Source organism: Saccharomonospora amisosensis (assembly GCF_011761185.1).
Classification (GTDB): domain Bacteria; phylum Actinomycetota; class Actinomycetes; order Mycobacteriales; family Pseudonocardiaceae; genus Saccharomonospora_A; species Saccharomonospora_A amisosensis.
Genome location: NZ_JAAOYM010000002.1, coordinates 440,498 through 462,245, shown reverse-complemented (window position 1 = coordinate 462,245; position 21,748 = coordinate 440,498). Strand labels below are relative to the sequence as shown.

At 69.4% G+C, this 21,748-nt stretch carries 24 protein-coding genes; 4 read left to right on the top strand and 20 right to left on the bottom strand.

Annotated features, from left to right (window positions below):
- The coding region (locus FHU38_RS25435) for a UbiA family prenyltransferase (RefSeq protein ID WP_167177166.1) at positions 1–343 on the top strand (343 nt) is incomplete at its 5' end.
- 10 nt (positions 344–353) lie between these two features.
- On the opposite strand, the gene FHU38_RS25430 is transcribed toward FHU38_RS25435, so the two are convergent.
- A complete protein-coding gene (locus tag FHU38_RS25430) occupies positions 354–1,421 on the bottom strand; it encodes a PLP-dependent cysteine synthase family protein (RefSeq protein ID WP_167177164.1) in 1,068 nt (355 codons plus the stop codon).
- Positions 1,418–1,753, bottom strand: coding sequence for a DUF4229 domain-containing protein (locus FHU38_RS25425; RefSeq protein WP_167177162.1), 336 nt, complete (start codon positions 1,751–1,753; stop codon positions 1,418–1,420). Before FHU38_RS25425 ends, FHU38_RS25430 begins: the two co-directional genes overlap by 4 nt.
- 221 nt (positions 1,754–1,974) lie before the next feature.
- Here FHU38_RS25425 and FHU38_RS25420 point away from each other — a divergent pair, with 221 nt between their 5' ends.
- Together FHU38_RS25420 and FHU38_RS25415 are read left to right on the top strand one after the other, a co-directional pair.
- Positions 1,975–2,184, top strand: coding sequence for a BldC family transcriptional regulator (locus FHU38_RS25420; RefSeq protein WP_167177160.1), 210 nt, complete (start codon positions 1,975–1,977; stop codon positions 2,182–2,184).
- Positions 2,185–2,304: 120 nt separating this feature from the next.
- Complete coding sequence (locus FHU38_RS25415; protein WP_167177158.1) at positions 2,305–2,487, top strand: hypothetical protein; 183 nt, start codon at positions 2,305–2,307, stop codon at positions 2,485–2,487.
- Here the strand turns inward: FHU38_RS25415 and FHU38_RS25410 are convergent, their stop codons facing one another.
- The 11 genes from FHU38_RS25410 to hemB all read right to left on the bottom strand — a co-directional run bounded on the left by FHU38_RS25410 (position 2,488) and on the right by hemB (position 12,077).
- Positions 2,488–3,711, bottom strand: coding sequence for a MinD/ParA family ATP-binding protein (locus tag FHU38_RS25410; RefSeq protein WP_167177156.1), 1,224 nt, complete (start codon positions 3,709–3,711; stop codon positions 2,488–2,490).
- 77 nt (positions 3,712–3,788) lie between these two features.
- Complete coding sequence (gene ccsB, locus FHU38_RS25405) at positions 3,789–4,796, bottom strand: c-type cytochrome biogenesis protein CcsB (RefSeq protein WP_167177154.1); 1,008 nt, start codon at positions 4,794–4,796, stop codon at positions 3,789–3,791.
- On the bottom strand, positions 4,796–6,412 hold the full coding sequence (resB, locus tag FHU38_RS25400; RefSeq protein ID WP_167177152.1) for a cytochrome c biogenesis protein ResB: 1,617 nt from the start codon (positions 6,410–6,412) through the stop codon (positions 4,796–4,798). Before resB ends, ccsB begins: the two co-directional genes overlap by 1 nt.
- Positions 6,409–7,182 (bottom strand): cytochrome c biogenesis CcdA family protein, encoded by a 774-nt coding sequence (locus tag FHU38_RS25395; protein ID WP_167177150.1) that lies wholly within the window; start codon positions 7,180–7,182, stop codon positions 6,409–6,411. The genes resB and FHU38_RS25395 overlap by 4 nt, the downstream gene beginning before the upstream one ends.
- A gap of 58 nt (positions 7,183–7,240) precedes the next feature.
- Positions 7,241–7,828, bottom strand: a complete 588-nt coding sequence (locus FHU38_RS25390; RefSeq protein WP_167177148.1) for a TlpA family protein disulfide reductase — start codon at positions 7,826–7,828, stop codon at positions 7,241–7,243.
- Positions 7,825–8,451: a histidine phosphatase family protein gene (locus tag FHU38_RS25385; RefSeq protein ID WP_167177146.1), complete on the bottom strand. Its 627-nt coding sequence runs from the start codon at positions 8,449–8,451 to the stop codon at positions 7,825–7,827. The genes FHU38_RS25390 and FHU38_RS25385 overlap by 4 nt, the downstream gene beginning before the upstream one ends.
- A complete protein-coding gene (gene hemL / locus FHU38_RS25380) occupies positions 8,448–9,752 on the bottom strand; it encodes a glutamate-1-semialdehyde 2,1-aminomutase (protein ID WP_167177144.1) in 1,305 nt (434 codons plus the stop codon). Before hemL ends, FHU38_RS25385 begins: the two co-directional genes overlap by 4 nt.
- A gap of 24 nt (positions 9,753–9,776) precedes the next feature.
- The gene (locus FHU38_RS25375; protein ID WP_313886904.1) at positions 9,777–10,115 is read right to left on the bottom strand and encodes a hypothetical protein; all 339 of its coding nucleotides are present in this window, start codon (positions 10,113–10,115) and stop codon (positions 9,777–9,779) included.
- Positions 10,112–10,570: a hypothetical protein gene (locus tag FHU38_RS25370; RefSeq protein ID WP_167177141.1), complete on the bottom strand. Its 459-nt coding sequence runs from the start codon at positions 10,568–10,570 to the stop codon at positions 10,112–10,114. The genes FHU38_RS25375 and FHU38_RS25370 overlap by 4 nt, the downstream gene beginning before the upstream one ends.
- A complete protein-coding gene (locus FHU38_RS25365) occupies positions 10,567–11,094 on the bottom strand; it encodes a hypothetical protein (protein ID WP_167177139.1) in 528 nt (175 codons plus the stop codon). The genes FHU38_RS25370 and FHU38_RS25365 overlap by 4 nt, the downstream gene beginning before the upstream one ends.
- A gap of 11 nt (positions 11,095–11,105) precedes the next feature.
- Positions 11,106–12,077, bottom strand: a complete 972-nt coding sequence (hemB, locus tag FHU38_RS25360) for a porphobilinogen synthase (RefSeq protein WP_167177137.1) — start codon at positions 12,075–12,077, stop codon at positions 11,106–11,108.
- 123 nt (positions 12,078–12,200) lie between these two features.
- Between hemB and FHU38_RS25355 the strand changes: the two genes are divergently transcribed.
- The gene (locus FHU38_RS25355; RefSeq protein WP_167177135.1) at positions 12,201–13,325 is read left to right on the top strand and encodes a M20 family metallopeptidase; all 1,125 of its coding nucleotides are present in this window, start codon (positions 12,201–12,203) and stop codon (positions 13,323–13,325) included.
- A 61-nt stretch (positions 13,326–13,386) separates the two neighbouring features.
- On the opposite strand, the gene FHU38_RS25350 is transcribed toward FHU38_RS25355, so the two are convergent.
- The 7 genes from FHU38_RS25350 to FHU38_RS25320 form a co-directional block, all read right to left on the bottom strand.
- Positions 13,387–14,922, bottom strand: a complete 1,536-nt coding sequence (locus FHU38_RS25350; protein WP_167177133.1) for a bifunctional uroporphyrinogen-III C-methyltransferase/uroporphyrinogen-III synthase — start codon at positions 14,920–14,922, stop codon at positions 13,387–13,389.
- A 121-nt stretch (positions 14,923–15,043) separates the two neighbouring features.
- A complete protein-coding gene (gene hemC / locus FHU38_RS25345) occupies positions 15,044–15,985 on the bottom strand; it encodes a hydroxymethylbilane synthase (RefSeq protein WP_167177131.1) in 942 nt (313 codons plus the stop codon).
- Positions 15,978–17,309: a glutamyl-tRNA reductase gene (locus FHU38_RS25340; RefSeq protein WP_167177129.1), complete on the bottom strand. Its 1,332-nt coding sequence runs from the start codon at positions 17,307–17,309 to the stop codon at positions 15,978–15,980. The genes hemC and FHU38_RS25340 overlap by 8 nt, the downstream gene beginning before the upstream one ends.
- Positions 17,306–18,154, bottom strand: a complete 849-nt coding sequence (locus tag FHU38_RS25335) for a redox-sensing transcriptional repressor Rex (RefSeq protein WP_167177127.1) — start codon at positions 18,152–18,154, stop codon at positions 17,306–17,308. Before FHU38_RS25335 ends, FHU38_RS25340 begins: the two co-directional genes overlap by 4 nt.
- 195 nt (positions 18,155–18,349) lie before the next feature.
- Complete coding sequence (locus FHU38_RS25330) at positions 18,350–19,930, bottom strand: molybdopterin-dependent oxidoreductase (protein WP_208416942.1); 1,581 nt, start codon at positions 19,928–19,930, stop codon at positions 18,350–18,352.
- A gap of 58 nt (positions 19,931–19,988) precedes the next feature.
- Entirely contained in the window at positions 19,989–20,225 is a 237-nt protein-coding gene (locus FHU38_RS25325) for a glutaredoxin family protein (protein ID WP_009152221.1), read from the bottom strand.
- A gap of 7 nt (positions 20,226–20,232) precedes the next feature.
- Positions 20,233–21,735, bottom strand: coding sequence for an AMP-binding protein (locus FHU38_RS25320; RefSeq protein WP_167177125.1), 1,503 nt, complete (start codon positions 21,733–21,735; stop codon positions 20,233–20,235).
- Positions 21,736–21,748: the final 13 nt, after the last annotated feature.

Sequence of the window (21,748 nt, the reverse complement as noted above, 5' to 3'; positions counted from 1 at the left end):
GGTGGGATCGCTGTCGACGGCTGTGCTGGTGGCCAACAACCTGCGCGACATCCCCACCGACACTCGTTCGGGCAAGCACACACTCGCGGTGAAGCTGGGCGACGCGGGAACGCGTCGGCTTTACCTTGCTCTGGTGTCCGTACCGTTCGTGGCGACGGTGGCGCTCGGCGTGTTCCATCCGCTCGCGCTCGCCGGGGTGCTGGCTGCCGCGCTGCTAGTCACCCCGGTGCGCGTGGTCGCGACCGGACGCACCGGGATGGAGTTGATCCCGGTGCTGCGGGACACCGGGCTGGCCATGCTGGTCTGGTCATCGGTCACGGCAGGTGCGCTCGCGCTGAGCTGAAAGCCGCTGGTCAGCCGAGCGAATAACTACCAGTGCGCAGGAAGTCGTCCATCGCGGCGAGTTGCGCCCGCAGGTCGAAGCCGTGCTCGGCGAGCCAGTCGTCGTCGTAGTAGGTGTGCGTGTAGCGCTCACCGCTGTCGCATAACAAGGTCACCACGCTGCCCCGCTCACCCCGTTGCAGCATCCGCGAGATCAGGCTGAAGGCACCACAGAGGTTGGTGCCCGTGGACCCGCCCGCCCAGTGCCCGGTGCGTTCGCGAAGGAAACGGATCGCCGCGAGCGACGCCGCGTCCGGCACCCGGATCATCTCGTCGATCACCTCGGGAATGAACGACGGCTCGACCCTCGGCCGACCGATCCCCTCAATCCGCGACGGCATGCCCGTCTCGTAGTCGCGAACCCCGGTCTCCCACGCGCCGAAGTAGGCCGAGTTCTCCGGGTCCACGACGGCGATTCTGGTCGGGTGGCGCCGGTAGCGCACGTAGCGACCGAAGGTGGCACTGGTGCCCCCGGTTCCGGCGCCCACCACGATCCACGCCGGGACCGGGTGCCGCTCGTCCCGTAGCTGCGCGAACACCGATTCGGCGATGTTGTTGTTGCCCCTCCAGTCGGTGGCCCGCTCGGCGTAGGTGAACTGGTCGAGGTAATGGCCGCCGCATTCGGCCGCCAGCCGCTCGGCCTCGGAGTACATCGCGGGCGGCACGTCGACGAAGTGGCAGCGCCCGCCGTAGAACTCGATCAGGTCGATCTTTTGCTGGCTGGTCTTGCGCGGCACGACGGTGACGAACTCCAGCCCAAGCATTCTCGCGAAGTAGGCCTCCGAGACCGCTGTCGACCCGCTGGACGCCTCGACGAGCACCGTAGCGGGCCCGATCCTGCCGTTGACCAGCCCGTAGAGCAGTAGCGAGCGGGCGAGGCGATGCTTGAGCGAGCCGGTTGGGTGAACGGACTCGTCCTTGAGGTAGAGGTCGATACCCCACTCCCGTGGCAACGGAAACACGTGCAGGTGCGTGTCGGCGCTGCGGTTGGCGTCGGCGTCGAGAAGCCGTACGGCCTCGCGCACCCACGCGCGGCTCACTCGGTGTCTCCGGAGTCCCTCGAATCCACCGAGCCCTTGGCCGACCCTTCGTTGTCCGCTGGCTCTTCCCCGCGCAACTGCGCGCGAAGCCGCGCTCGTTGTTTCGCCCTGTGCTCGTTGCGGGCGGCGAGCCCGGCGGTGACGCGCGCGTTGAGGGAGCGCAACACGAGCATGCCCACCGGCAGCCCCACGACAAGCCCCACCGTCAGCGCCACCAGCAACGGAACGCCGAGGAGCACGAGCACCGTCGCGAGCACCGCCACCAGGACGAACCTCGCGAAGATGTAGAGCGCGAGGTCGCGGGCGAGGGTGCTGGTTTCTCGTTCGCTCACGTTCTACGAGGCTACGCCGCCGCCTGTGGCCACGTCCGGCCGCCTCGTCGGCGGCCCTGTGTCCGAAGCGCTGTCCGAAGCGGTCGTTTTGTCCCTTACTACCTCTTTACTGTCCGACAACCGTTCGAGTACCCGAAGGGTGAAGTGCCACGATTGCGATGTTCAGGTACCGGGCACGACGCACTTCCGGTCTAGCACTGAAGGCGTGAAGGAGGCGGAAAGTGACCGCGAGCACGGGAGGACGGCTACTGACACCGGGTGAGGTCGCCGCACTGTTCCGGGTCGACCCGAAGACGGTGACACGCTGGGCCACAGCGGGGCGTATCGGCTCGATCCGCACACCGGGCGGCCACCGGCGGTTTCGGGAATCCGAGGTCAATCAGCTGCTGGCGGAACTGACCACGGACGCCACCGATATGCGGCACGCCTGAGCCGTTCACCGAAAGCAGGGGTGCCCGAATCCGTGCGGGCACCCCTCGCCCGAATGAACGGTGAACGGGCTAATCTCGGTGGCAGCAGTTGTCACGCGCGGCACACCGGAAGGAGCGAGCATGCTGTACCTGCTCGCGGCGATCGGCGCCCTCACCATCGCTGTCCTGTTGTGGCGAGTACTCGGTGCCGAACGCGTCGGCGTGTCCTCGCGCCAGGCCCCCGTCGCACCCGACGACGATCCTGACTTCCTGCGCAAGCTCAGCGAGCAGCAGAAGAAGCAGGACGAAGAGGGCACCGGCTGACTAGCGGATCACGCGGTCGGCCGCGAATCCGTCGGCGACCGCGGCCGCGAGTTCCAGCAGCGCGAGCCTCGTCGCGGGTTGCAGCCGTTCCAACTCGATTTCCGCGCCCTCCTCCAGGTGAGGGTCGAACGGTATCCGGACGACCTCGCGCACCCTCGCGGCGAAGTGCGCGGCCAACTTGTCCAGATCCACCGAGCCCGCTTTCGGGCGCACGGAGTTGATGACGGCCACCGACCGGCTGACCAGGTCGCCGTAGCCGTGCGCGTCCAGCCAGTCCAGCGTCGCCGACGCGCTGCGCGCACCGTCGACCGAACCGGACGAGACCACAACGAGCGAGTCGGCCGAGTCCAGCACACCCTTCATCGCCGAGTGCATCAGTCCGGTACCGCAGTCGGTCAGCAGGATGTTGTAGAAGTGTTCCAGCAGCGCCACCACGCGCCGGTAGTCGGTTTCGGAGAACGCCTCGGACACGGCGGGGTCCTGCTCGCTGGCCAGGATCTCCAACCTGCTGGCGCCCTGTGACGTATACGCGCGCACGTCGCTGTACCTGGTGATGCGGTCGGCATCCCTGAGCAGGTGCCGCACGGTGGCGGTGGTCTCGATGGGAATCTTTTGCGAAAGCGTTCCCCGGTCGGGGTTGGCGTCCACCGCGACGACCCGATCACCTCGCAACGAAGCGAAGGTGGACCCCAACGTGGTCGTGGTGGTGGTCTTACCCACGCCGCCCTTCAGGCTGAGCATCGCGATCTTGTAGCAACCCCGAAGCGGCTGGTTCACCCGTGAGATCAGTTCCCGGCGTTTGCGGTCGGCAGGACTCTCACCTGGGTTGATCAGCTTGCCCGTACCCAGGTAAAGCGCCTTACGCCAGCCGGACTGGGGACTGCGCTTCATCCGGCGAACGAACTGCGAACTCGCGAGGTCCGCACCATTGACGAACGGGTGCCTGCCTCGCTGCTGCGGGTGCGGCAGCGGAGGCGGCGGTTGCTGGCCCGGTACGCCCTGCTGCGGTTGCGGTTGTGCGGGCAGTGGTCCGGTGTGCGGATCAGGCCCCGACCCCTGCTGCGGCAACAGCGGGGGCAGGTTCGGATCGGCCGGTTGGTGCGGGTAGGGCTGCCGCGCGGTTCGTTCCCGCGACCCGGACACCGCCGGGTGCGGCGTGGAATCCGTGCTGGCGTCGGATAAGAGCGGCTGATCCTGCCCGTGCTGTTCGTTGGGTCCGGTCACCGCGGCAATCCTCCGATGGTTGCGGGATTCTCCCCCCTGCTTCCAGGTGCGACCGTAGCCGGAGTTGACGGCGAGTGTCAGCCCACTCCGGCATACGAGTGAAGCCCCGCGGTGACGAGGTTGACGAAGAACAGGTTGAAGACGGTCACTGCGAACCCGACCACGTTGATCGTGGCCGCCCTGGTGCCCCGCCAGCCCGCGGTGGCGCGGGAGTGCAGGTACGCGGCATAGACCACCCACGCGACGAACGCGACGATCTCCTTGGGGTCCCAGCCCCAGAACCGGCCCCACGCGGCCTCGGCCCAGACAGCCCCGCAGATCACCCCGAATGTGAAGACGGGGAAGGCGAACACGGTGGTCCGGTAGGCGACGCGGTCCAGCACGTCCAGCGAGGGCAGCCTCGGCCCGAACCGCGCGAACTTCGCCGGGTTGTTCTCATGCCTCGACCTGACCAGATACAGCATGCTTGCCACACCGGGGATGAGGAACACACCCGAGGACGCCGCGGCGGCCGCGACGTGGATGACCAGCCAGTATGACTGCAGCGCGGGCTGCAACGGAGCGGCGACCGCGTACAGCATCGTGCCGCCGATGAACATCAGGATCACCACGGGCAGCAGCACGAACGCCGAGAGGTGCCGCACCGGCGACTTCCGCAGCACGGCCAGCCAGGCGACCACGGCGATCAGGCAGACCACCATGATGTACTCATACATGTTGCCCCAGGGCACGCGGCTGGTCGCGAGCCCGCGCAGCACCAGTGCGGCGAGGTGGAACAGCACGGCGAGCACCGTCAGCGCCACGCCCATCCGGCCGAACCGCTCGGCGCGGCTGCGGGGACCGCGCGGCGGCTCCGGCTCGTCCGGCAACACCTCGAAGGCATCGTCCGCGGCAGCCTTCGAGGACCCGCCTGGCGAGACGGCGGCGCCAACCAGTTGCCGCGTGCGAGTGCGTTCGGCGGCGCCGCGCCCCTTACGCCCGAAAGCTTGCTCGATGAGGAAGAACACCATCGCCAGCACGTACACCGCGACGGCCGTGGTGTACGACCAGTCGCTGTACTGCGACAACGCCTCGTTCACCGGCATCAGCGTGCCTTTCTGTCGCGAGGACCGCGGCGCAGGAGATCACGGGCGATCGTGGTGAACTCCTCGCCATACCCGGCCTGGTCGGTACGGGCAAGCCCGCCAATTTCTACTACAGTATGTCGGAGATCAGCTGGCCCCGCCACGGGGGTGGCCCGGACCCACAGCCTGCGCCGCTTGAGGAACAGCGACAACCCGAGTCCGAGGAACATCGCCACCGCGAAACCCAGCACCCAGCCCTGGGTCGGGTCGTGCGACACCTGCAACGACACCCACCTGCGCACACCGTCGAAGCTCACCGTCGTGCCGTCGTCGAGAGTGATCCGCTCGCCTACCTTCAGGTTCTCCCTCGCGACCCGCTCGAGCCTGCCGCTGTCCACCATGGATTGATCGATCTCGAAGATGGACTGGCCCCTGCCGGAGTCGACACCGAGGTCGCCCCGCATGACGTCCACGGCGACCGCGGGATCGGTCAGCTCCGGACCCGCCGACGTCAGCAGCGAGCCCTGCAACGCGGCGGTCGGCGCGAACAGCCCGGTCACGGCCAACTGCTGCTCGCGGCGCTGCCTCGGGTCCGTGACACCGGGCGGGTCGAACTTGGTCGCCCCCTCCGACAGCAGCGTCGCCTGGTCGACGGGCCGCCACTGGATCGTGTGCGTGCGGGACTCTCCGTCCGGATAGGTGACGGTGAACGTCGGCGCGAAGCCGTGTCCCAACAGGTAGACCCGGTCGCCCTCGGTGCGAAGTGGCTCGTTGACCTGTAGGTGGTAAGGCCGCCACGTCCCCGACTCCAGGTCCGCGCCTGCCTGGTACTCGATGTCGGCGTCGTAGCTCACCGGCTGTCCTGCCTCGGTGAAGGTGGGCTTGAAGTCGTTCACACGCACGCAGAACGGTGTCAGCTCGGTGCCGTCCACCCGAAGGCCCGGGTTGAACGAGTCGTAGGCGAAGATGCCCGAGTTGCAGAACTGCTGGCCGTCGGCCTGGACGATCACCTGACCCTCGTAGGAGTACATCTTGCCGAGGGCGAAGGCGATGATCAGGCCAAGCATGCCGAAGTGGAACACCAGGTTGCCCGCTTCGCGCAGGTAGCCGCGCTCCGCGCTGACGGTGCGCACGCCGCCGCTTTCCTCGCGCTCCACCAGCCGCCAGCCACGCAGCCGCTTCCTCGCCGCCGCGACGACGTCACCGACCTCGCCCTGCACCTCCGCCTTCGCGTGGTGGGGCAGCCTGCCGAGGTTGCGCGGCGTCAGTACCGGCTCGGTGCGCATCGCGCGGTAGTACTCCAGGCTGCGTGGCAGCAGGCAGCCGACGAGCGAGATCATCAGCAGCAGGTAGATGGCCGAGAACCACACGCTCGCGTAGACGTCGAAGAATCCGAGCCGGTCGAGCAGGGTTCCCCACCAGCCGTGCTCGGCGATGTAGGCATCCGTTTTCGGCGCGTTGAGGTTGCGCTGCGGCAGCAGCGCACCCGGCATCGCGGCGAGCGCGAGCAGGAACAGCAGCACCAGCGCGGTACGCATGGAGGTGAGGCCGCGCCAGGTGTTGCGCACGAAAGCCAGCGCCGCGCGGGCCCTGGTGTGGCGGTAGTGCTTGTGTTCGGGCGTCAGCGTGCCGGTCATATCGGCAGCCTCGTGTCGGTGATGAACGCGTCCCGCATCCAACCGACCAGTTCCGCCCAAAGGCCTGTCACCAGCAGGATGCCCACCACCAGCAGCAACGCGCCGCCGAACACCTGCACCTTGCGCCCGTTGCGGCGCAGCCAGTCGGTGGCCCCCACCGCCCACCGGGCTCCTGCCGCGATCAGCAGGAACGGCAGGCCGAGCCCGACGCAGTACACCAGCACGAGCAGGAAGCCACGCGCGCCCGCGTCGCCGCTTGCGCTGGCGATGGCCAGCACGCCGGACAGCGTCGGTCCGATACACGGCGTCCAGCCGAGGCCGAAAACCGCTCCGAGTACCGGCGCTCCCCACAGTCCCGCCCTCGGCACGTGGTGGACGCGCACGTCGCGCTGCAGGCCAGGGATGAGGCCGAGGAACACCAGAGCCATCGCGATCGTGAGCACACCGCCGACACGTTGCAGCGTTTCCTGGTTGACAAGCAACGCATCTGCCAGCCAGACGAGACTGCCGACCCCCGCGGTGAACACCACGGTGAAGCCGAGTACGAACAGCCCGGCCGCACCGACGACCGCGAACCTGCGCTGCTTGGGCGCCTCGGCGGTGGAGACGGCGGGGGCGTCCGCGCCGACGAGCGCGGCGAGGTAGGCCAGGTAGCCAGGAACGAGTGGGACGACACACGGCGACGCGAACGACACCGCGCCCGCGAGCATGGCGAGCCCGGCGGCGAGCAGCAGCGGGCCGGAGGTCGCCAGCTGGGTCACCGTGTCCACGGACCTCAGCGTAAGGAATACGATTTCTGTGAAGCCCACCGCCCGGCGTCGCGGCAGGTCACGAACCGCCTTCCTGGGCAAGCCGCCGCACGAGCGGGAGGATGTCGGGGGCGAGCAGGTCGCGCAGGAACACCGCCGCCACCCGCTGCCTGCTGTCCACGACGATCGTGGAGGGCACCACGTTTCGCGGGTAACCGGTCAGCTTCAGCAGCGAGCGGCCGGGCGGGTCGTAGATCGAGGGGTAGGTCAGCCCACGGTCACGCATGAAGTCCCGCGGCGCTGAGCGGTCGTAGTCACGGACATCGATGCCGAGCACCTGGACGCCAAGGTGCTTGGTCTGCTCGTAGACCTTCTGCAGTTCGGGAGCCTCGGTGCGACACGGCCCGCACCACTGGCCCCAAATGTTGATGACGACGACCTTGCCCTTGAAGTCGGAGACCGCGATGCGCTTGTTCTCGTCGAACAGGTCCTCGCCCTCGACCTCGGGCAGCGGCTGCCGGTCAGCACCCTCGTAGTAGATGTCGGTCTTGCCACCCGGTGAGACGAAGGTGAAGCTGCTGCCCCTTGACACGGCGTCCTCGCCGGTCGAGCAGGCGGTCACCAGTGTGAGCAGCAGCACGGCGGCCAGTGCGGCGAGCTTTCTCATGCTCCGGTCACCGCCGGGTCCGTTGTTCCCGCAGGCTCGCTGTAGACGATGTCCACCAGTTGCTCGGCATCGAACACCAGGCTGGTCAGCGATGCCAGCGAGCACTGCCTGCGCCTGGGGTCGTGCCACAACCGCTTGCCTTCGAGAAACCTGCGCAGTGTCCAGATGGGCAACTGGTGGGAGACGCACACCGCCTCGTGGCCGTCGGCGGCGGCGCGGGCGCGGGACACGGCGGCGAGCATGCGGCGGGCGATGTGCAGGTAGGGCTCGCCCCAGGACGGTCGCAAGGGGTTGCGCAGTTTCGCCCAGTGCCTCGGCGAGCGAAGCGCGCCGTCACCGACACTGACCCGCAGCCCTTCGAACAGGTTCTCGGCCTCGATCAGCCGCTCGTCGGTGTTGACGTCGAGCCGGTGTGCCGATGCGATCGGTGCTGCCGTCTCGTTGGCCCGCTCCAACGGCGATGCGACCACATGCACGACCGCGTGACCGGCCAGCAATTCCGCCACCGTCAACGCCTGCCTGCGCCCGAGTTGCGAAAGCCGAAAGCCCGGCATCCGCCCGTACAGCACGCCGTCGGGGTTTTTCACCTCACCGTGCCGCAGCAGGTGCACGATCGTTGTCATGGTCGCTCCGCGGCTGCCGCCGCTCGCGCCGCGGCGGGCAACGCCGTCTCGATCGTCTCGAACGCCGCGTCGTCCATGGCCGCGTTGACGAACCACGCCTCGAACGCGCTCGGCGGCGGGTAGACGCCGCGTTCGAGCAGCGCGTGGAAGAACGGTTTGAAGCGCCAGGTCTGCGATGCGGAGGCGTCGGCGTAGTCGCGCACCGGCCGGTCGGTGAAGAACACGCTGACCAGGTTGCCAGCGAATGCCACGGTGTGTTCGACGCCCTCGGCCGTCAGCGCCTGCCCGAGCAGGGTTCCCAGCCGCTCCGCGTTGGCGTTCAACGCGCGGTACACGCCCTCGTCGGCGAGCCGAAGCGTCGTCAACCCCGCGGCGACCGCGACGGGGTTCCCCGACAGGGTGCCCGCCTGGTACACCGGCCCGCTTGGCGCGAGCCGAGCCATCACCTCGGCCCGCCCGCCGAAGGCGGCGGCAGGCAGCCCGCCCGACATCACCTTGCCGAAGGTGTAGAGGTCGCCCGCGACGCCGTCGACCCCGTACCAGCCGCTCGCCGAGACCCGGAAGCCGGTCATCACCTCGTCCATGATCAGCAGCGCGCCGTGGGCGTGCGCCAGCTCGCGTAGCCGGGCGTTGAAGTCCTCGCGCGGCGCGACGGCTCCCATGTTGCCAGCGGCGGCTTCGGTGATCACTGCGGCCACCGAGTCCGGGTTGTCCGAAAGGGACTTACGGACAGCCTCGATGTCGTTGTAGGGAAGCACGATCGTGTCGGCGGCCTGTGCCCCGGTGACGCCGGGGGAGGTGGGAAGGCCCAACGTGGCGACCCCCGAGCCCGCCTGCGCGAGTAGCGCGTCCACGTGGCCGTGGTAACAGCCCGCGAACTTGATGATCTTGCTACGGCCGGTGAACGCGCGCGCCAGCCGGATGGCGCTCATGGTCGCCTCGGTACCGGAGTTGACCAGGCGCACCTGTTCGACCGGCTGCACCCGCCGGATGATCTCCTCGGCCAGCTCCACCTCACCGATCGTCGGGGTGCCGAACGACAGCCCGTTCGCCGCCGCCTCCTTGGTCGCCCGCACCACCTCCGGGTGTGCGTGCCCCAGGATCATCGGACCCCACGAAGACACCAGATCGACATACCGGTTGCCGTCGACGTCCCACAGGTGGGGACCCTGCCCCCGCACCATGAAGCGGGGTGTGCCGCCCACCGCCGCGAACGCCCGCACCGGGGAGTTGACGCCGCCGGGCGTGGCTGCGGCGGCCCGTTCGAACCAGGACCTGGACTGCTCGACTGCTCCTGTCACAGCTGCCAGTCTCGCAAAGCCGGTTCAGCGGTCTTCCTCGGGCAACGACCGAGTGGGCTGCCGCCGCTTCGGGCGCAGCCCAAGCACCGACTGCCGCGCCGCGTCGACGACCAGCAAGGCCGCCACCGTGGTGAGCGTCACGGTGAGGCCGACCAGGTTCCCCTCGTAGGTGCGCGAAACCAGCACCGTCCCGTCGTCCAGCCGGACCGTCAGCGTGCCGATCGCCGCCGACCAGCAGGCCAGCGCGCCCCACACCGCCAGCCCGGCTCCGAGCAGTTCTGCCACCGCGACGAGCAACCGCCTCGGCTCGTGCAACCGCTCACCCGGCGACTCCGCGGGCATGGGGTCGGCGAGTTCGCTCACGTGTCGCAGTGTCTCATGGCCGTGCGTAGCGCGGTACGCAGCGCCTCGGCGTCGCGGGCCCACGCCACCACAACGGAGCCGTCAGCGAGCCGCAGCGGCACCTCCTGGTACTTGTGCGGCGCGCTCCAACCGCCACCCAGCACCCTGGCGCCCGTAAGCGTGCCCACGTCGGTGTTGTCGGTGGCATCGGGGATGTCGGCGATGTCGGCGATCGGCTGCCGCTGCTGCCCCTGCCACAGCTCCTCGCCGGTCACCCGCACGGTGAGGAATCGCCTGCGCGCGTAAACCCACACCGACGTCAGCACCAGCAGCCCGAAGGCGACGAGCACCCACATGAACCAGTGCGGGCGATCGCCCACCAGCAACTCGACGAGCGAGCCCACCACGGCGAACGCGGGCCCCCACAGCAACGGCCCGTAGCCCACGCCTCGCTCCAGATACAGCGGCTCGGTCACGATCGGGGCAGCGACTTGGGCACCTTGGGGAAGTAGTCGGCGACCGTGGGCAGGTACATCAGCACCACGGCCACGATCGCCAGGAAAGCGGCGGCGAGCGTGATCAGGTTCGAGAACAGCACCAGTTGGAAGATCAGCACGATGGCCGCGAGCACCGTCAGGATGGTGCGCGCCGAGCGGGTGCCCTCCCTGGCCTTGTAGGCGAATAACGCGAACAGGATCGCGAACACCAGCGCACCGACGAACAACGTCCACAACAGCGTCGTCGCACCCGAGCGGATCTGCTCCTCGCTGATGTTGGGGTCGTTGTTCACGGCGAGGATCGCTTCGATGATCTCTTCCTTGGCCGTGAGCGTGTAGCCGAACCCAGCGACGAGCACCGCACCGGAGAGCAACCACAGCACGAAGGAGATCTTCACCGGAGTCGGCGGGGCGACAGGCTCGCGCTCCTCACCGGGAGGGCGCGGTGCGGGCGGCAGCCCCCGCGAGCGCCGCTGGTCATCCGATTCGTCTGAGTCAGTCACGGCAGGCGACTCTAGTCCAGCCAGGCCGTCGCTTCAGCGGCCCAGTACGTGAGAATCAGGTCGGCTCCGGCCCTCCTGATCGAGGTCAGCACCTCCAACACCGTGCGCTCGCGGTCGACCCAGCCGTTGGCCGCAGCTGCCTCCACCATCGCGTACTCCCCCGAAATGTTGTACGCGGCCACCGGAACGGGCGATGCTTGCGCCGCCGCGCTGACCACGTCCAGATAGGACAGCGCGGGCTTGACCATCACCATGTCGGCGCCCTCCGCGATGTCCAACTCGATCTCGCGCAGCGCCTCGCGGGCGTTGCCGGGGTCCTGCTGATACGTCTTGCGGTCACCTTTGAGCTGGCTGTCGACGGCCTCCCGGAACGGGCCGTAGAAGGCGCTGGCGTACTTGGCCGAGTAGGCGAGAATGCCGGTATCGGCATAGCCCGCGCCGTCCAGCGCCCTGCGGATGGCTCCGACCTGACCGTCCATCATCCCGCTCGGGCCGAGCACGTGCGCGCCCGCCTCCGCCTGCGCCACCGCCATCTCGGCGTAGCGTTCCAACGTGGCGTCGTTGTCCACCCCGCCACGGGAGTCGAGTAAACCGCAGTGACCGTGGTCGGTGAACTCGTCCAGGCAGGTGTCGGCCATCAGCACGGTGTCGTCGCCCAGTTCGGCACGCAGGTCGCGCAGCGCGACGTTGAGAACGCCGTCGGGGTCGGTGGCGCCGGAACCGACGGCGTCGTGCGTCCTCGGCACCCCGAACAGCATCAACCCACCGACGCCGGCACGCACCGCTTCCACGGCGGCCTTGCGCAGCGAATCGCGGCTGTGCTGCACGACGCCGGGCATGCTGGCGATCGGTTTCGGCGCATCGGCGCCCTCGGCCACGAACATCGGCAGGATCAACTGGCGCGGGCGCAGCGTGGTCTCGCTGACCAGACGACGAATCGCGGCGGTGCCACGCAACCGGCGGGGACGATGCTCAGGGAACACCCCTACCACCGTACTCCCGCGCGCGGCTGCCAACAGCCCTTCCCCCGAAACCGCGGTCCCCACGACCTGGCGATCACGCCTAGGCTGCTGGTACGGCAATCCTCACACCAAGGCGGCTGTCGAATGAGCGTCGATGTAGTGCGGCTGACAAGGGACCTGGTCTCGATCGACACGATCGGACACGACGAGAGCCGGGCGCTGGCCGTTGTGGCCCCACTGCTTGAGCAGGCGGGCTTCACAGTGGACATCGAGGAGCACGAACCGGGCCGGGGCACTCTCGTGGCGCAGTGGCACACCGGTCTGGACCAACCGCCGTTGTGCCTTTCCGGACACGTCGACACGGTGCCACTCGGCATCGCGCGATGGCGGCACGACCCCTTCAACGCCGAGCCGGACGGTGACCGGTTGTACGGGCGTGGCACCGCCGACATGAAGGGCGGTGTCGCTGCGATCGTCGCCGCGGCCAGCAAACTCGGTGCCACCCGACCGAAACGAGCAGGCCTTCGGCTGGTGCTCACCTCCGCGGAGGAGACCGGCTCGCAGGGCGCGCGGCACGCCGTGCAGCGGCTGCGCGGCGAACCAAGCGGCCCGCTGGTGATCACCGAGCCGACCGGGAACGCGCTGCTGCACGGGCACAAGGGGGCGTTGTGGCTCTCCGCCCAGGCGAGCGGCGTCACCGCGCACGGCTCCATGCCGCACCTCGGCGACAACGCCGTCTACAAGCTTGCCGAAGCCGTGACCAGGCTGCGGGATCACTCATTCGACGTCCCTGCACACCCCGTGCTGGGAGCGCCGACCCTGAACGTTGGCACCTTCCACGGCGGCCTCAACACCAACTCGGTTCCCGATGCCGCCGAGGCGACCGTCGACGTACGCACCGTGGCAGGCCAGGACCACGCCGAGGTGCTCGCGAGCCTCGGCGAGCGCCTCGGCCCGCAGGTTCGGCTGCGGCCGATGGTCGACCTGCCCGCGGTGTGGACCGACGCCGACGACGAATGGGCCGCGTCGGCGGCCGAGGTGGTGCGGGAAGTGACGGGCGGCGACGGTAAGCACACCGGGCCGCGTGCCGCCACCTACTTCACCGACGCCTCCGTGCTGACCCCAGCACTCGGTTCGGTGCCGACCGTGATCTGCGGTCCAGGTGAGCCGGAGCAGGCACACGTGACCGACGAGTGGGTATCGATCCGCAAACTCGCCGAGTCCGTGGCGATACTGGAGCGGCTCTGCCTCAACTGGTGCGGCCTGTAGCGCGGGCGCCCTGGCGTTGCTCTGCTGAGCCCGGCCGCGCGCCCGCGCCCGTCGTCAGGAATCAGGAGCGGCGAGCGCGCTTGGCCTTGCGAGGCGGCGGCAGTGCACCCTCGGCACGAAGCTTCGCGGCGTGCTCGGCGAGCGCGTCCACCAGCATCACGACGTTGGGCTTCTCCGGCCGCACGTCGACCCGCAACCCGAACTCCGTCGCGGTCTCCGCCGTCTTCGGTCCGATGCAGGCAACCAGCGTGCGCGCGTGCGGCTTGCCCGCGATACCAACCAGGTTGCGCACCGTCGAGGAAGAGGTGAAGCACACGGCGTCGAAGCCGCCTGTCTTGATCATCTCTCGGGTCTCCGCCGGTGGCGGCGCCGCACGCACCGTGCGGTAGGCGGTGACGTCGTCGATCTCCCAGCCCCGGTCGCGAAGTCCGGCCGACAGCGTCTCGGTGGCGATGTCGGCCCTCGGCAGTAACACGCGGTCCACCGGGTCAAGCACGTCGTCGTAGGGCGGGAACTCCGCGAGCAGGCCCTCGCTGGACTGCTCACCGGAGGGGACCAGTTCCGGGATGATGCCGAAGGAGCGCACCTTCTCCGCCGTCGACTCCCCGACGCAGGCGATCTTCACACCGGAGAAGGCCCGCGCGTCGAGCCCGAACTCGGCGAACTTCTCCCACACCGCTCGCACCGCGTTGGTGGAGGTGAACACGATCCACTGGTAGCGGCCGTCGACCAGCCCCTTCACGGCGCGCTCCATCTGCGCCGGGCTGCGGGGCGGTTCCACCGAGATGGTCGGCACCTCGTGCGACGTGGCACCGTGGCTGCGCAGCCGCTCTGCCATGTCGCCTGCCTGCTCCTTGGTGCGCGGTACGAGCACCTTCCAGCCGTACAGCGCGCGCGACTCCCACCAGGACAGCTTCTGCCTGTTGCCGACGGCCGCACCGATGCTCACCACCAGCGGGCCGACGAGTTCACCCGCGTCGGCGGCGAGCGAGGCCAGCGTCGAGTCCACGGTGCGCTGGGTGTTGCTCGTCCCGTTGCAGGTGACCGCCACCGGCGTCTGCGGCGCGAGGCCGTGCTCCATCAACGCCGAGGCCGCCTCCGCGAGGTGGCTGGACGTCGCGTGCAACACGATCGTGCCCGGTGTGGCCGCGAGACCGGCCCAGTCGACCTCGGAACGGACGTCCACCTCGGTGTGCGCCCCGCCCAGCGCGACACCGGCGTACGCGGGCACCGCGGTGCCCGGCGAGACTCCGGGCACGATGTCGAACACGGCGCTGGTGCGCGAGACCGCCTGCACCTCGGCGACCACGGCAGGCTGCGTGAGTGGGTCACCGGAGACCAGCCGCAGCACGAGCCTGCCCGCCTTGGCCTCGGAGGCCAGGTCCTTGGCGACATCGCCCGGCTCCCCTACAGCAGGCCGGACTTCGGCGTCCGCGCCCGCGTAGGCGAGCGCCCCTGCGGGCACGTCCGGATCTGTCACCACCAGTTCCGCCTTCGCGAGCAGTTCCTGAGCGCGGACCGTCAGCAGTCCGGCGTCGCCGGGCCCCGAGCCCACGAAGGCGACACGCCCCGTTGTCTTGCGTGCGCGGGTGGTCATCTACGTCGTCTCTCCTCGTATTCGGCGGTTCTCACGAACCGCCGAGCGGTTGCGGTCTTTCGTTCGATGTTCGGTGGGGCGGTGTTCAGTGGAACGCTCAGTGAAATGCTCAGTGAGACGTTCAATGAGACAGTGCCCCGGCACCGAGGTCGAGCAACTCGGCGGCCAGCGCCCGGCCCAGTTGCTCCGCCTCGTGTTTCTCGGCGATGGCCGACGCGCGAAGGATTCGGACCGCGTCGCCGTCGACATCGACGGCGGCGATCCCGCGCAGCGAGAGACGTTCGATGACCGCCCCCTCGCCGTCGAGGTCCTCCACCACCTCGGCCAGCGCGCCCACCGGCGCGCTGCAGCCCGCCTCGAGAGCGGCGAGCATGGCCCGCTCGGCGGCCGCCGAGGCCCTTGTCGGCTCATCGTCCACAAGGGAGTGAATCAGGTGCTCAGTGTCCACGTCGTCGACGCGGGTCTCCACTGCGAGCGCACCCTGCGCGGGTGCGGGCAGAACCTGGATGGGGTCCAGGGTCTCGGTGACCACATCCAGCCTGCCCACCCTGGCCAGGCCCGCGCGGGCCAGCACGACAGCGTCCAGTTCACCCGAGGTGACCTTGCCGACGCGGGTGTCGATGTTGCCCCTGATAGGCACCACCTCGAGGCCGAGGCCGAGCGCACGAAGCTGCGCCATCCGTCGCGGCGACCCGGTACCGACGACGGAGCCCGGCGGAAGTTCACCGAGCGTCAGCCCGTCCCGCGCGACGAGCGCGTCCCTGGGGTCCTCCCTCGGCGGCACCGCGGCCAGCGAGAGGTCGGGTTCCGCCGCCGTCGGCAGGTCCTTGTAGGAGTGCACTGCCACGTCGACCTGCTTGTTCAGCAGCGCGTCCCGCAGCGCGGAGGTGAACACTCCGACACCGATCTCGGCGATCGGCGCGCTGGACCGGTCGCCGGGCGTGGAGACCGTGACGATCTCGACGTCGTGCCCGGCTTCCTCCAGCCGCTTGGCGATCGTGCCGGTCTGCGCGAGAGCGAGTTTGCTGCCCCTCGTGCCGATCCGGATGGTGCTGTCAGCCACGTGCGTCACCGTCGATCTGGTCGTGCTTGGTGGTCACCGACGGGTTGGACACCACGTTCGGCAGCTGCGGGTCGAGCCCGAACAACTCACGAAGCGCACTCGCGTAGTCGGTGTCAGCCGTCTCGGCGGCCAGTTGTTTGACACGCACGGTGGGGGTGTGCAGGAGCTTGTCGACGACCCTGCGGACCGTGCGGGAAAGCTCCTCCCTGACCTCGGCGTCGAGTTTGGGCAGGCGCCGGTCCAGCCGCAGCAGCTCGGCGTCCACCACCTCCGCCGCCCGCTTGCGCAGTGCGGTAACGGTGGGTGTGACGGTGGAGCTGCGCTGGCTGGCGAGGTAGGCGCGTACCTCGTCCAGCACGATCCCGGAGGCGAGCGCGAGTTGCCTGTCCGTCGTCGCCGAGCCGGTCCGGCGCATCCGCGCACGCACCGTCTCCAGGTCGACCACCTGCACCCCGGGCAGCTCTGCGACCTCCGGCTCGACGTCCCTCGGCAGCCCGAGGTCGCAGACGACCAGTGGCGAGTCCTCGCGCGGACCGACGTGCTCAGCGGCGAGCACGGCACCCTTGGCGCCGGTGCACGACACCACGACGTCCGCCCAATCGACGGCGGCGTCCAGCTCGGCCATCGAAACCGCACGCGCGCTGATGCCCTGCTCAGCCACCGAATCGGCCAGTCGGGAGGCGTTGGACAGCGTGCGGTTGGCGACGGCGAGTTCACCGATGCCCGCCTTGCGCAGCCGCGAGGCCGCGAGCGCGCCCATCGAACCCGCGCCGACGATCAGCGCCCGCTTGCCCACCAGCTCACCGGCGGCCGCCAGCGCCTCCGACACCACGGAGGCACCCAGCGCGTCCAGACCCGTCTCGGCGTGTACCCGCTTGCCGACCCGCAGCGTCGTCTGGATCAGCTCGTGCATGGTGCGTCCGACCGTGCCGGCCTCCCGTGCAGTGGCGTAGGCATTGCGGACCTGACCGAGGATCTGGGTTTCACCGACCACCATCGAATCGAGGCCCGCCGCCACCGAGAACACGTGCTCCACGGCGGCTCCCGCGTAGTGCACGTAGAAGTGGTCGTACAGCTGCGCCGCCTCGACTCCGGCCTGGCGGGCCAGCACCTCGGACACGTCGGCGAGACCGCCGTGGAACGTCTCCACCACGGCGTATACCTCGATGCGGTTGCACGTCGAGAGCAGCATGACCTCGGAAACGTGTTCGGTCTGCTGCAACTCGTGCAGCACCTTGACCACCTCGGAGGCGGGCACGGCCGCCCGCTCCAGCGTGGCAAGGTCAGCCGTGCGGTGCGACAGTCCGATCGCCAATACGCTCATGACGACACCACCACGTCACCGATGACCTGGCTGCCGGCCTCGCCGTCCGCCTTGCGCGCCACATGGAAAGACAGGATCTGCAGTTCCACAGCCAGGTCGACCTTCCGCACCTCGACATGTTCGGGGACTTGGAGTACCACGGGGGCGAAGTTCAGGATGCTGCCGACCCCGCCCGCGACGAGGCGATCGCACACCGTCTGCGCGGCCGCGGGCGGTGTGGCGATCACGCCGATGGAGATCTGGCGCTCCGCGCACACCCGGGGGATGTCCTCCAGGTGCGAGACGGGGATGCCGCCAACTGGCACTCCGGCGAGGTCGGGGTCGATGTCGAACAGCGCCTCGACAGGGAAACCCCGTCCTGGGAATCCACCATAGTTCGCGAGGGCGTGGCCGAGGTTGCCGATGCCGACCACCGCGACCTTGTGCTTGCGGGTGAGACCCAGGATGCGCTCGATCTGCCCGACGAGAACCTCGACCTCGTAGCCGACACCCCTGGTGCCGTAAGAGCCGATGTAGGACAGGTCCTTGCGCAGCTTCGCCGAGTTCACCCCCGCCGCGGCGGAGAGTTCCTCACTCGACACCGTGGTGGCGCCTTGCTCGGCCATCGCGCACAGCACCCGCAGGTACACGGCCAGCCTTGCGACCGCGGCCTCGGGGATGGACTTGGCCCTGACCTCGGGGTCGGTGCCGTTGTCCGTGCCGTTGTCCGTGACGGCGGGCAGTTCCGCGGTGGGCGCGTTGTCGGCGTCCGGCATCCCCGGCCTCCGCTTGGGCTTGGGCGAGGGCTTGGGCGAGGGCTTGGGCGAGGGCACAGCCCCGTTTCGCCGGCCCCGCTGTGCCACCACGCTGGCTCTCCTGTCGCCGAGTAAGAATCAACCCTTGACCAACCGGGCGGGAGGGTGTTCGATGCCCGCCTGTACTGCGCAATACGGTAGCCATTTGTGAACGCAGGCACAAAGTCGCTGGTGACAGCATTGACGCAGGCCACACCGGACACTTTGGTGACGCGTTGTCAGCTCCCCTGCCGGTTGTAATCCGCGTTACCTGGCCGTGAATCTCACCGTGTGTCGGCCGGTCGCGCCGTCTGGGAGGACGGGTGCCCGCTCGCCGGTCTGGGTGTAGCCGGACTTGTCCGTCGCGCGGCAAGCCACCGAGTACTCGCCGGGGCGAGGCAGCTCCAACTCGATCCGCCACATCCGCCAGGCGTCGTCGCTGACGTCGGCGGAAAGCTCCGCCGTTCGCCACGGCCCCTCGTCCAGCCGTACCTCGACCTTCGCGATGCCCCGCGACTGCGCCCAGGCGGTGCCCGCGACCGTGATGGTGCCGGTGGGCACGGTCGCCGACGCCGCAGGGAAGTCGACGCGCGACTGGGTCTTCACAGGGGCGCGCTGTGCCCAGCCGCGCTCGAGCCAGTACGCCCGCCGCGCCTGCCAGGTGGTGAGCTCAAGGTCGGTGACCCACTTGGTCGCCGAAACGTAGCCGTAAAGGCCCGGCACCACCATGCGGGCGGGGAAGCCGTGCTCCAGCGGCAACGGCTCGCCGTTCATGCCGATCGCGAGCATGGCGCCGCGCGAGCCGTCCGTCACGGCCTCGACGGGGGTGCCGCAGGTCCAGCCGTCGGCACTGGTGGAGAACAGTTGCTCGGCACCTGGCTCGACACCGGCCTCGGCGAGCAGGTCTGCGAGGTCGATGCCGATGAAGTTGGCCGTGGACACGTAGGGGCCGCCGACCTCGTTGGAGACGCAACACAAGGTGACCGTGCGCTCCACGAGTGGCCGGGCGCGGATGTCGGCGTAGTCGATGGTCAGCTCGCGCTCCACCATGCCGTGCACCCGAAGCGTCCAGTCCTGCGCACGAACCTGCGGGACGACCAGCGCGGTGTCGATGCGGTAGAAGGAGTCGTTGCTGGTGAGAAACGACGGCGTGCCGGAACCGGCGAAGTCGGCCCCGGCAGGAACCGGTGGTGCGGGTCGCGCCACCGCCAACTCGCCCACGGCCGCCCGTGAACCGGCCGCGTCCTTGCCGCCACCGATGAGTACCCCGCCCAGCCCGGCCAGCCCCGCGCCGGCCGCGACCCCGCCTGCGGCGGCGAGGAAGCGGCGCCGGTCGGTGGTGACCTGCTCAGCGTGCTCGAAGGGCCGCTCGCCGGGGTCGTGGCGGCCGCGCCGGGCCAACGCGTGCAGCCAGTGGAAGACGCCCAGCCCGGCCGCGACCGCGGCCAGCGGGGCCAGCAATGCGAGCCGCCCGACATCAGGCCTTGTCAACACCGCGACCCCGGCGAGCACGCCGAGCCCGGCGATGACGATCGTTGCGGCAAGCGGGCGGCGCCGGGAGAGCAATCCCGCGGTGACGGCCAGCGACATGAGCACCGCGGCCATGCCTGCGAGCAGCACGAGCTTGTCGTAGCTGCCGAAGGTGCCTACCGCCCAGTCCTTAAGCCAGGTGGGCGCGAGGTCGATGGCGGCGGAGCCGACCGCGAAGTAGGGAGAGGCGCCGATGCCGACGAAGGCCGCCATCAGATGTCCGGCCGCCAGCGCCGCGGCGAGGGCCAGCAGCCCGATGAGGCCCGAGACGGGCCCCGAGATGCGGGGCGGACGCCGCGCACCGGTGACATCGCTCATGTCACCATGTTCGCCCGCTTTCGCGGGCTGGGAGAGGTCTGGCGTGGTTACAGCAGGCTTACGAGGACAGCGCCGCCCGAAGCCGGTCCTCCTCGACCGTCCAGTACCCGTGTTCCTTCCCGTCGACAAGGATCACGGGGACACGGTCGCCGTACTCGGCACGCCACTCGGTGTCGGAGTCGACGTCGGCCGTGGACCATTCCACGCCCAACTCCGTGCAGATGCGCTCCACCTGCTGCTCGGCTCGCTCGCAGGCGTGGCAGCCCGCTCGTGTCATGACGGTGACTGTGTGCATGACGCCATCATGACCGCAGGTCGAGGCGGCGCAGCTTGCCGGTCGGTGAGTGGGGCAACTCGGAGACGAACCGCACCGTGGCAGGCACCTTGTAACCTGCCAGCCGCTCCGAACACCGTTGCAGCACCTGCTGTTCCGACAGCGCGGCACCTGGCTTCGGAACCACCACCGCCCGCACGGCCTCCCCGCTGCGTTCGTCGAGCATTCCCACCACCGCCACCTCGGCGACCTGCGGCAACTCGGCGATGACCTGCTCCACCTCGCGAGGGTAGACGTTGAAGCCGTTAACGATGATCAGGTCGTTGGCGCGGTCGACAAGGTGCAGGTCGCCGTCGGTGTCCAGGTAGCCCACGTCACCGGTACGCACCCAACCGTCGGCGTCCGGGCCGTGCGCGCCGTCGGGCCAGTAGCCGGAGAACAGGTTCTCGCCGCGGATGGCGACCAGCCCGGTGCCCGCCTCGTCCTCGCCGAAGGCGTCGTCGGGGTCGGCGGGATCGAGCGGAACGCCTTCCCCGCTTCCGTCGCTGTCGACAAGGCGCACCTCGACGCCCGGCAGTGGCCGCCCGACCGATCCGGGCTTGGCGTAGCCGGTGACGAGCGTGGAGGTGACGACGGGCGCTGCCTCGGTGAGCCCGTAACCCTCGTAGACCGCAAGACCCGTCGCCGCCCGCATGGCGGCGAGCACCTTCGGCCGCAGCGGTGCGGCTCCCGAGACCAGCAGCCGCACCGTGGAGAGCCGCTCGCCGACCTCCTCGGGTGGCAGTGCCGCGAAATCGGCGTACATGCCCGGCACGCCGAGCAGCACGGTGACCCGATGGGTCGAGCAGTGGGCAAGCGCCTGCCTCGCTTCGAACCGTGGGGCCAGCACGGCGGTCGCCCCGGCCGCGGCGGCGGTGAGCAGACCGGGCCCGAGCCCGTAGATGTGGTGCAGCGGGATGGCGATGAAAACCCGATCGCCCGGCTCGGCCACCGGAGGCGTCAGCGAGCGCAGTTGCTCCACGTTGGCCAGTAATGCACGGTGCGACAGCATCACGCCGCGCGCGGGGCCCGCGGTGCCCGAGGTGTACAGCAGGGCGGCGATGTCCTCACCGCCGCCGACCGGATCGACAGGGTCACCGCTCGCGCCCAGGTCCGGCTCGAGAACCGTCAGGTCGTGGCCCAACTCGGCGTCGGCGGACCCCAGCAGCATGCGGGCGCCGCTTTGTTCGAGCACCGGCAGCAACTCGGCGTTGGGCGCCTGCGGGGAAAGCGGCACGACGATGCCCCCTGCCCTGGCCACGGCGAAGAAGCCGATGGCGAAGGCGGGGCAGGTCGGCGACCGCAGCGCCACTCGATCGCCCGGGCGCAGCCCCGCCTCGCTGAGCGAACGCGCCAGCGCGTCGACGGCGGCGTCCAGCGCTTTCCAGGTCACTGTGTCGCCCGACACTGTATCGATCAACGCGACAGTCGTCGGATGTGCCGTCGCAGCCGTGCTCACCAGGTCGGCGACATTGCCCCGTACACCGGTCACAACCAGCCCCTTT

Bases quoted from the DNA above. Each gene is read 5' to 3' on its own strand.
- FHU38_RS25390 (WP_167177148.1), bottom strand. From the start codon at position 7,828: ATGAGAAAGCTCGCCGCACTGGCCGCCGTGCTGCTGCTCACACTGGTG.
- FHU38_RS25350 (WP_167177133.1), bottom strand. From the start codon at position 14,922: ATGACCACCCGCGCACGCAAGACAACGGGGCGTGTCGCCTTCGTGGGC.
- ccsB (WP_167177154.1), bottom strand. From the start codon at position 4,796: ATGCCGGTGAACGAGGCGTTGTCGCAGTACAGCGACTGGTCGTACACC.
- FHU38_RS25415 (WP_167177158.1), top strand. From the start codon at position 2,305: ATGCTGTACCTGCTCGCGGCGATCGGCGCCCTCACCATCGCTGTCCTG.
- resB (WP_167177152.1), bottom strand. From the start codon at position 6,412: ATGACCGGCACGCTGACGCCCGAACACAAGCACTACCGCCACACCAGG.
- FHU38_RS25330 (WP_208416942.1), bottom strand. From the start codon at position 19,930: ATGAGCGATGTCACCGGTGCGCGGCGTCCGCCCCGCATCTCGGGGCCC.
- FHU38_RS25340 (WP_167177129.1), bottom strand. From the start codon at position 17,309: ATGAGCGTATTGGCGATCGGACTGTCGCACCGCACGGCTGACCTTGCC.
- FHU38_RS25385 (WP_167177146.1), bottom strand. From the start codon at position 8,451: ATGACAACGATCGTGCACCTGCTGCGGCACGGTGAGGTGAAAAACCCC.
- FHU38_RS25325 (WP_009152221.1), bottom strand. From the start codon at position 20,225: ATGCACACAGTCACCGTCATGACACGAGCGGGCTGCCACGCCTGCGAG.
- FHU38_RS25355 (WP_167177135.1), top strand. From the start codon at position 12,201: ATGAGCGTCGATGTAGTGCGGCTGACAAGGGACCTGGTCTCGATCGAC.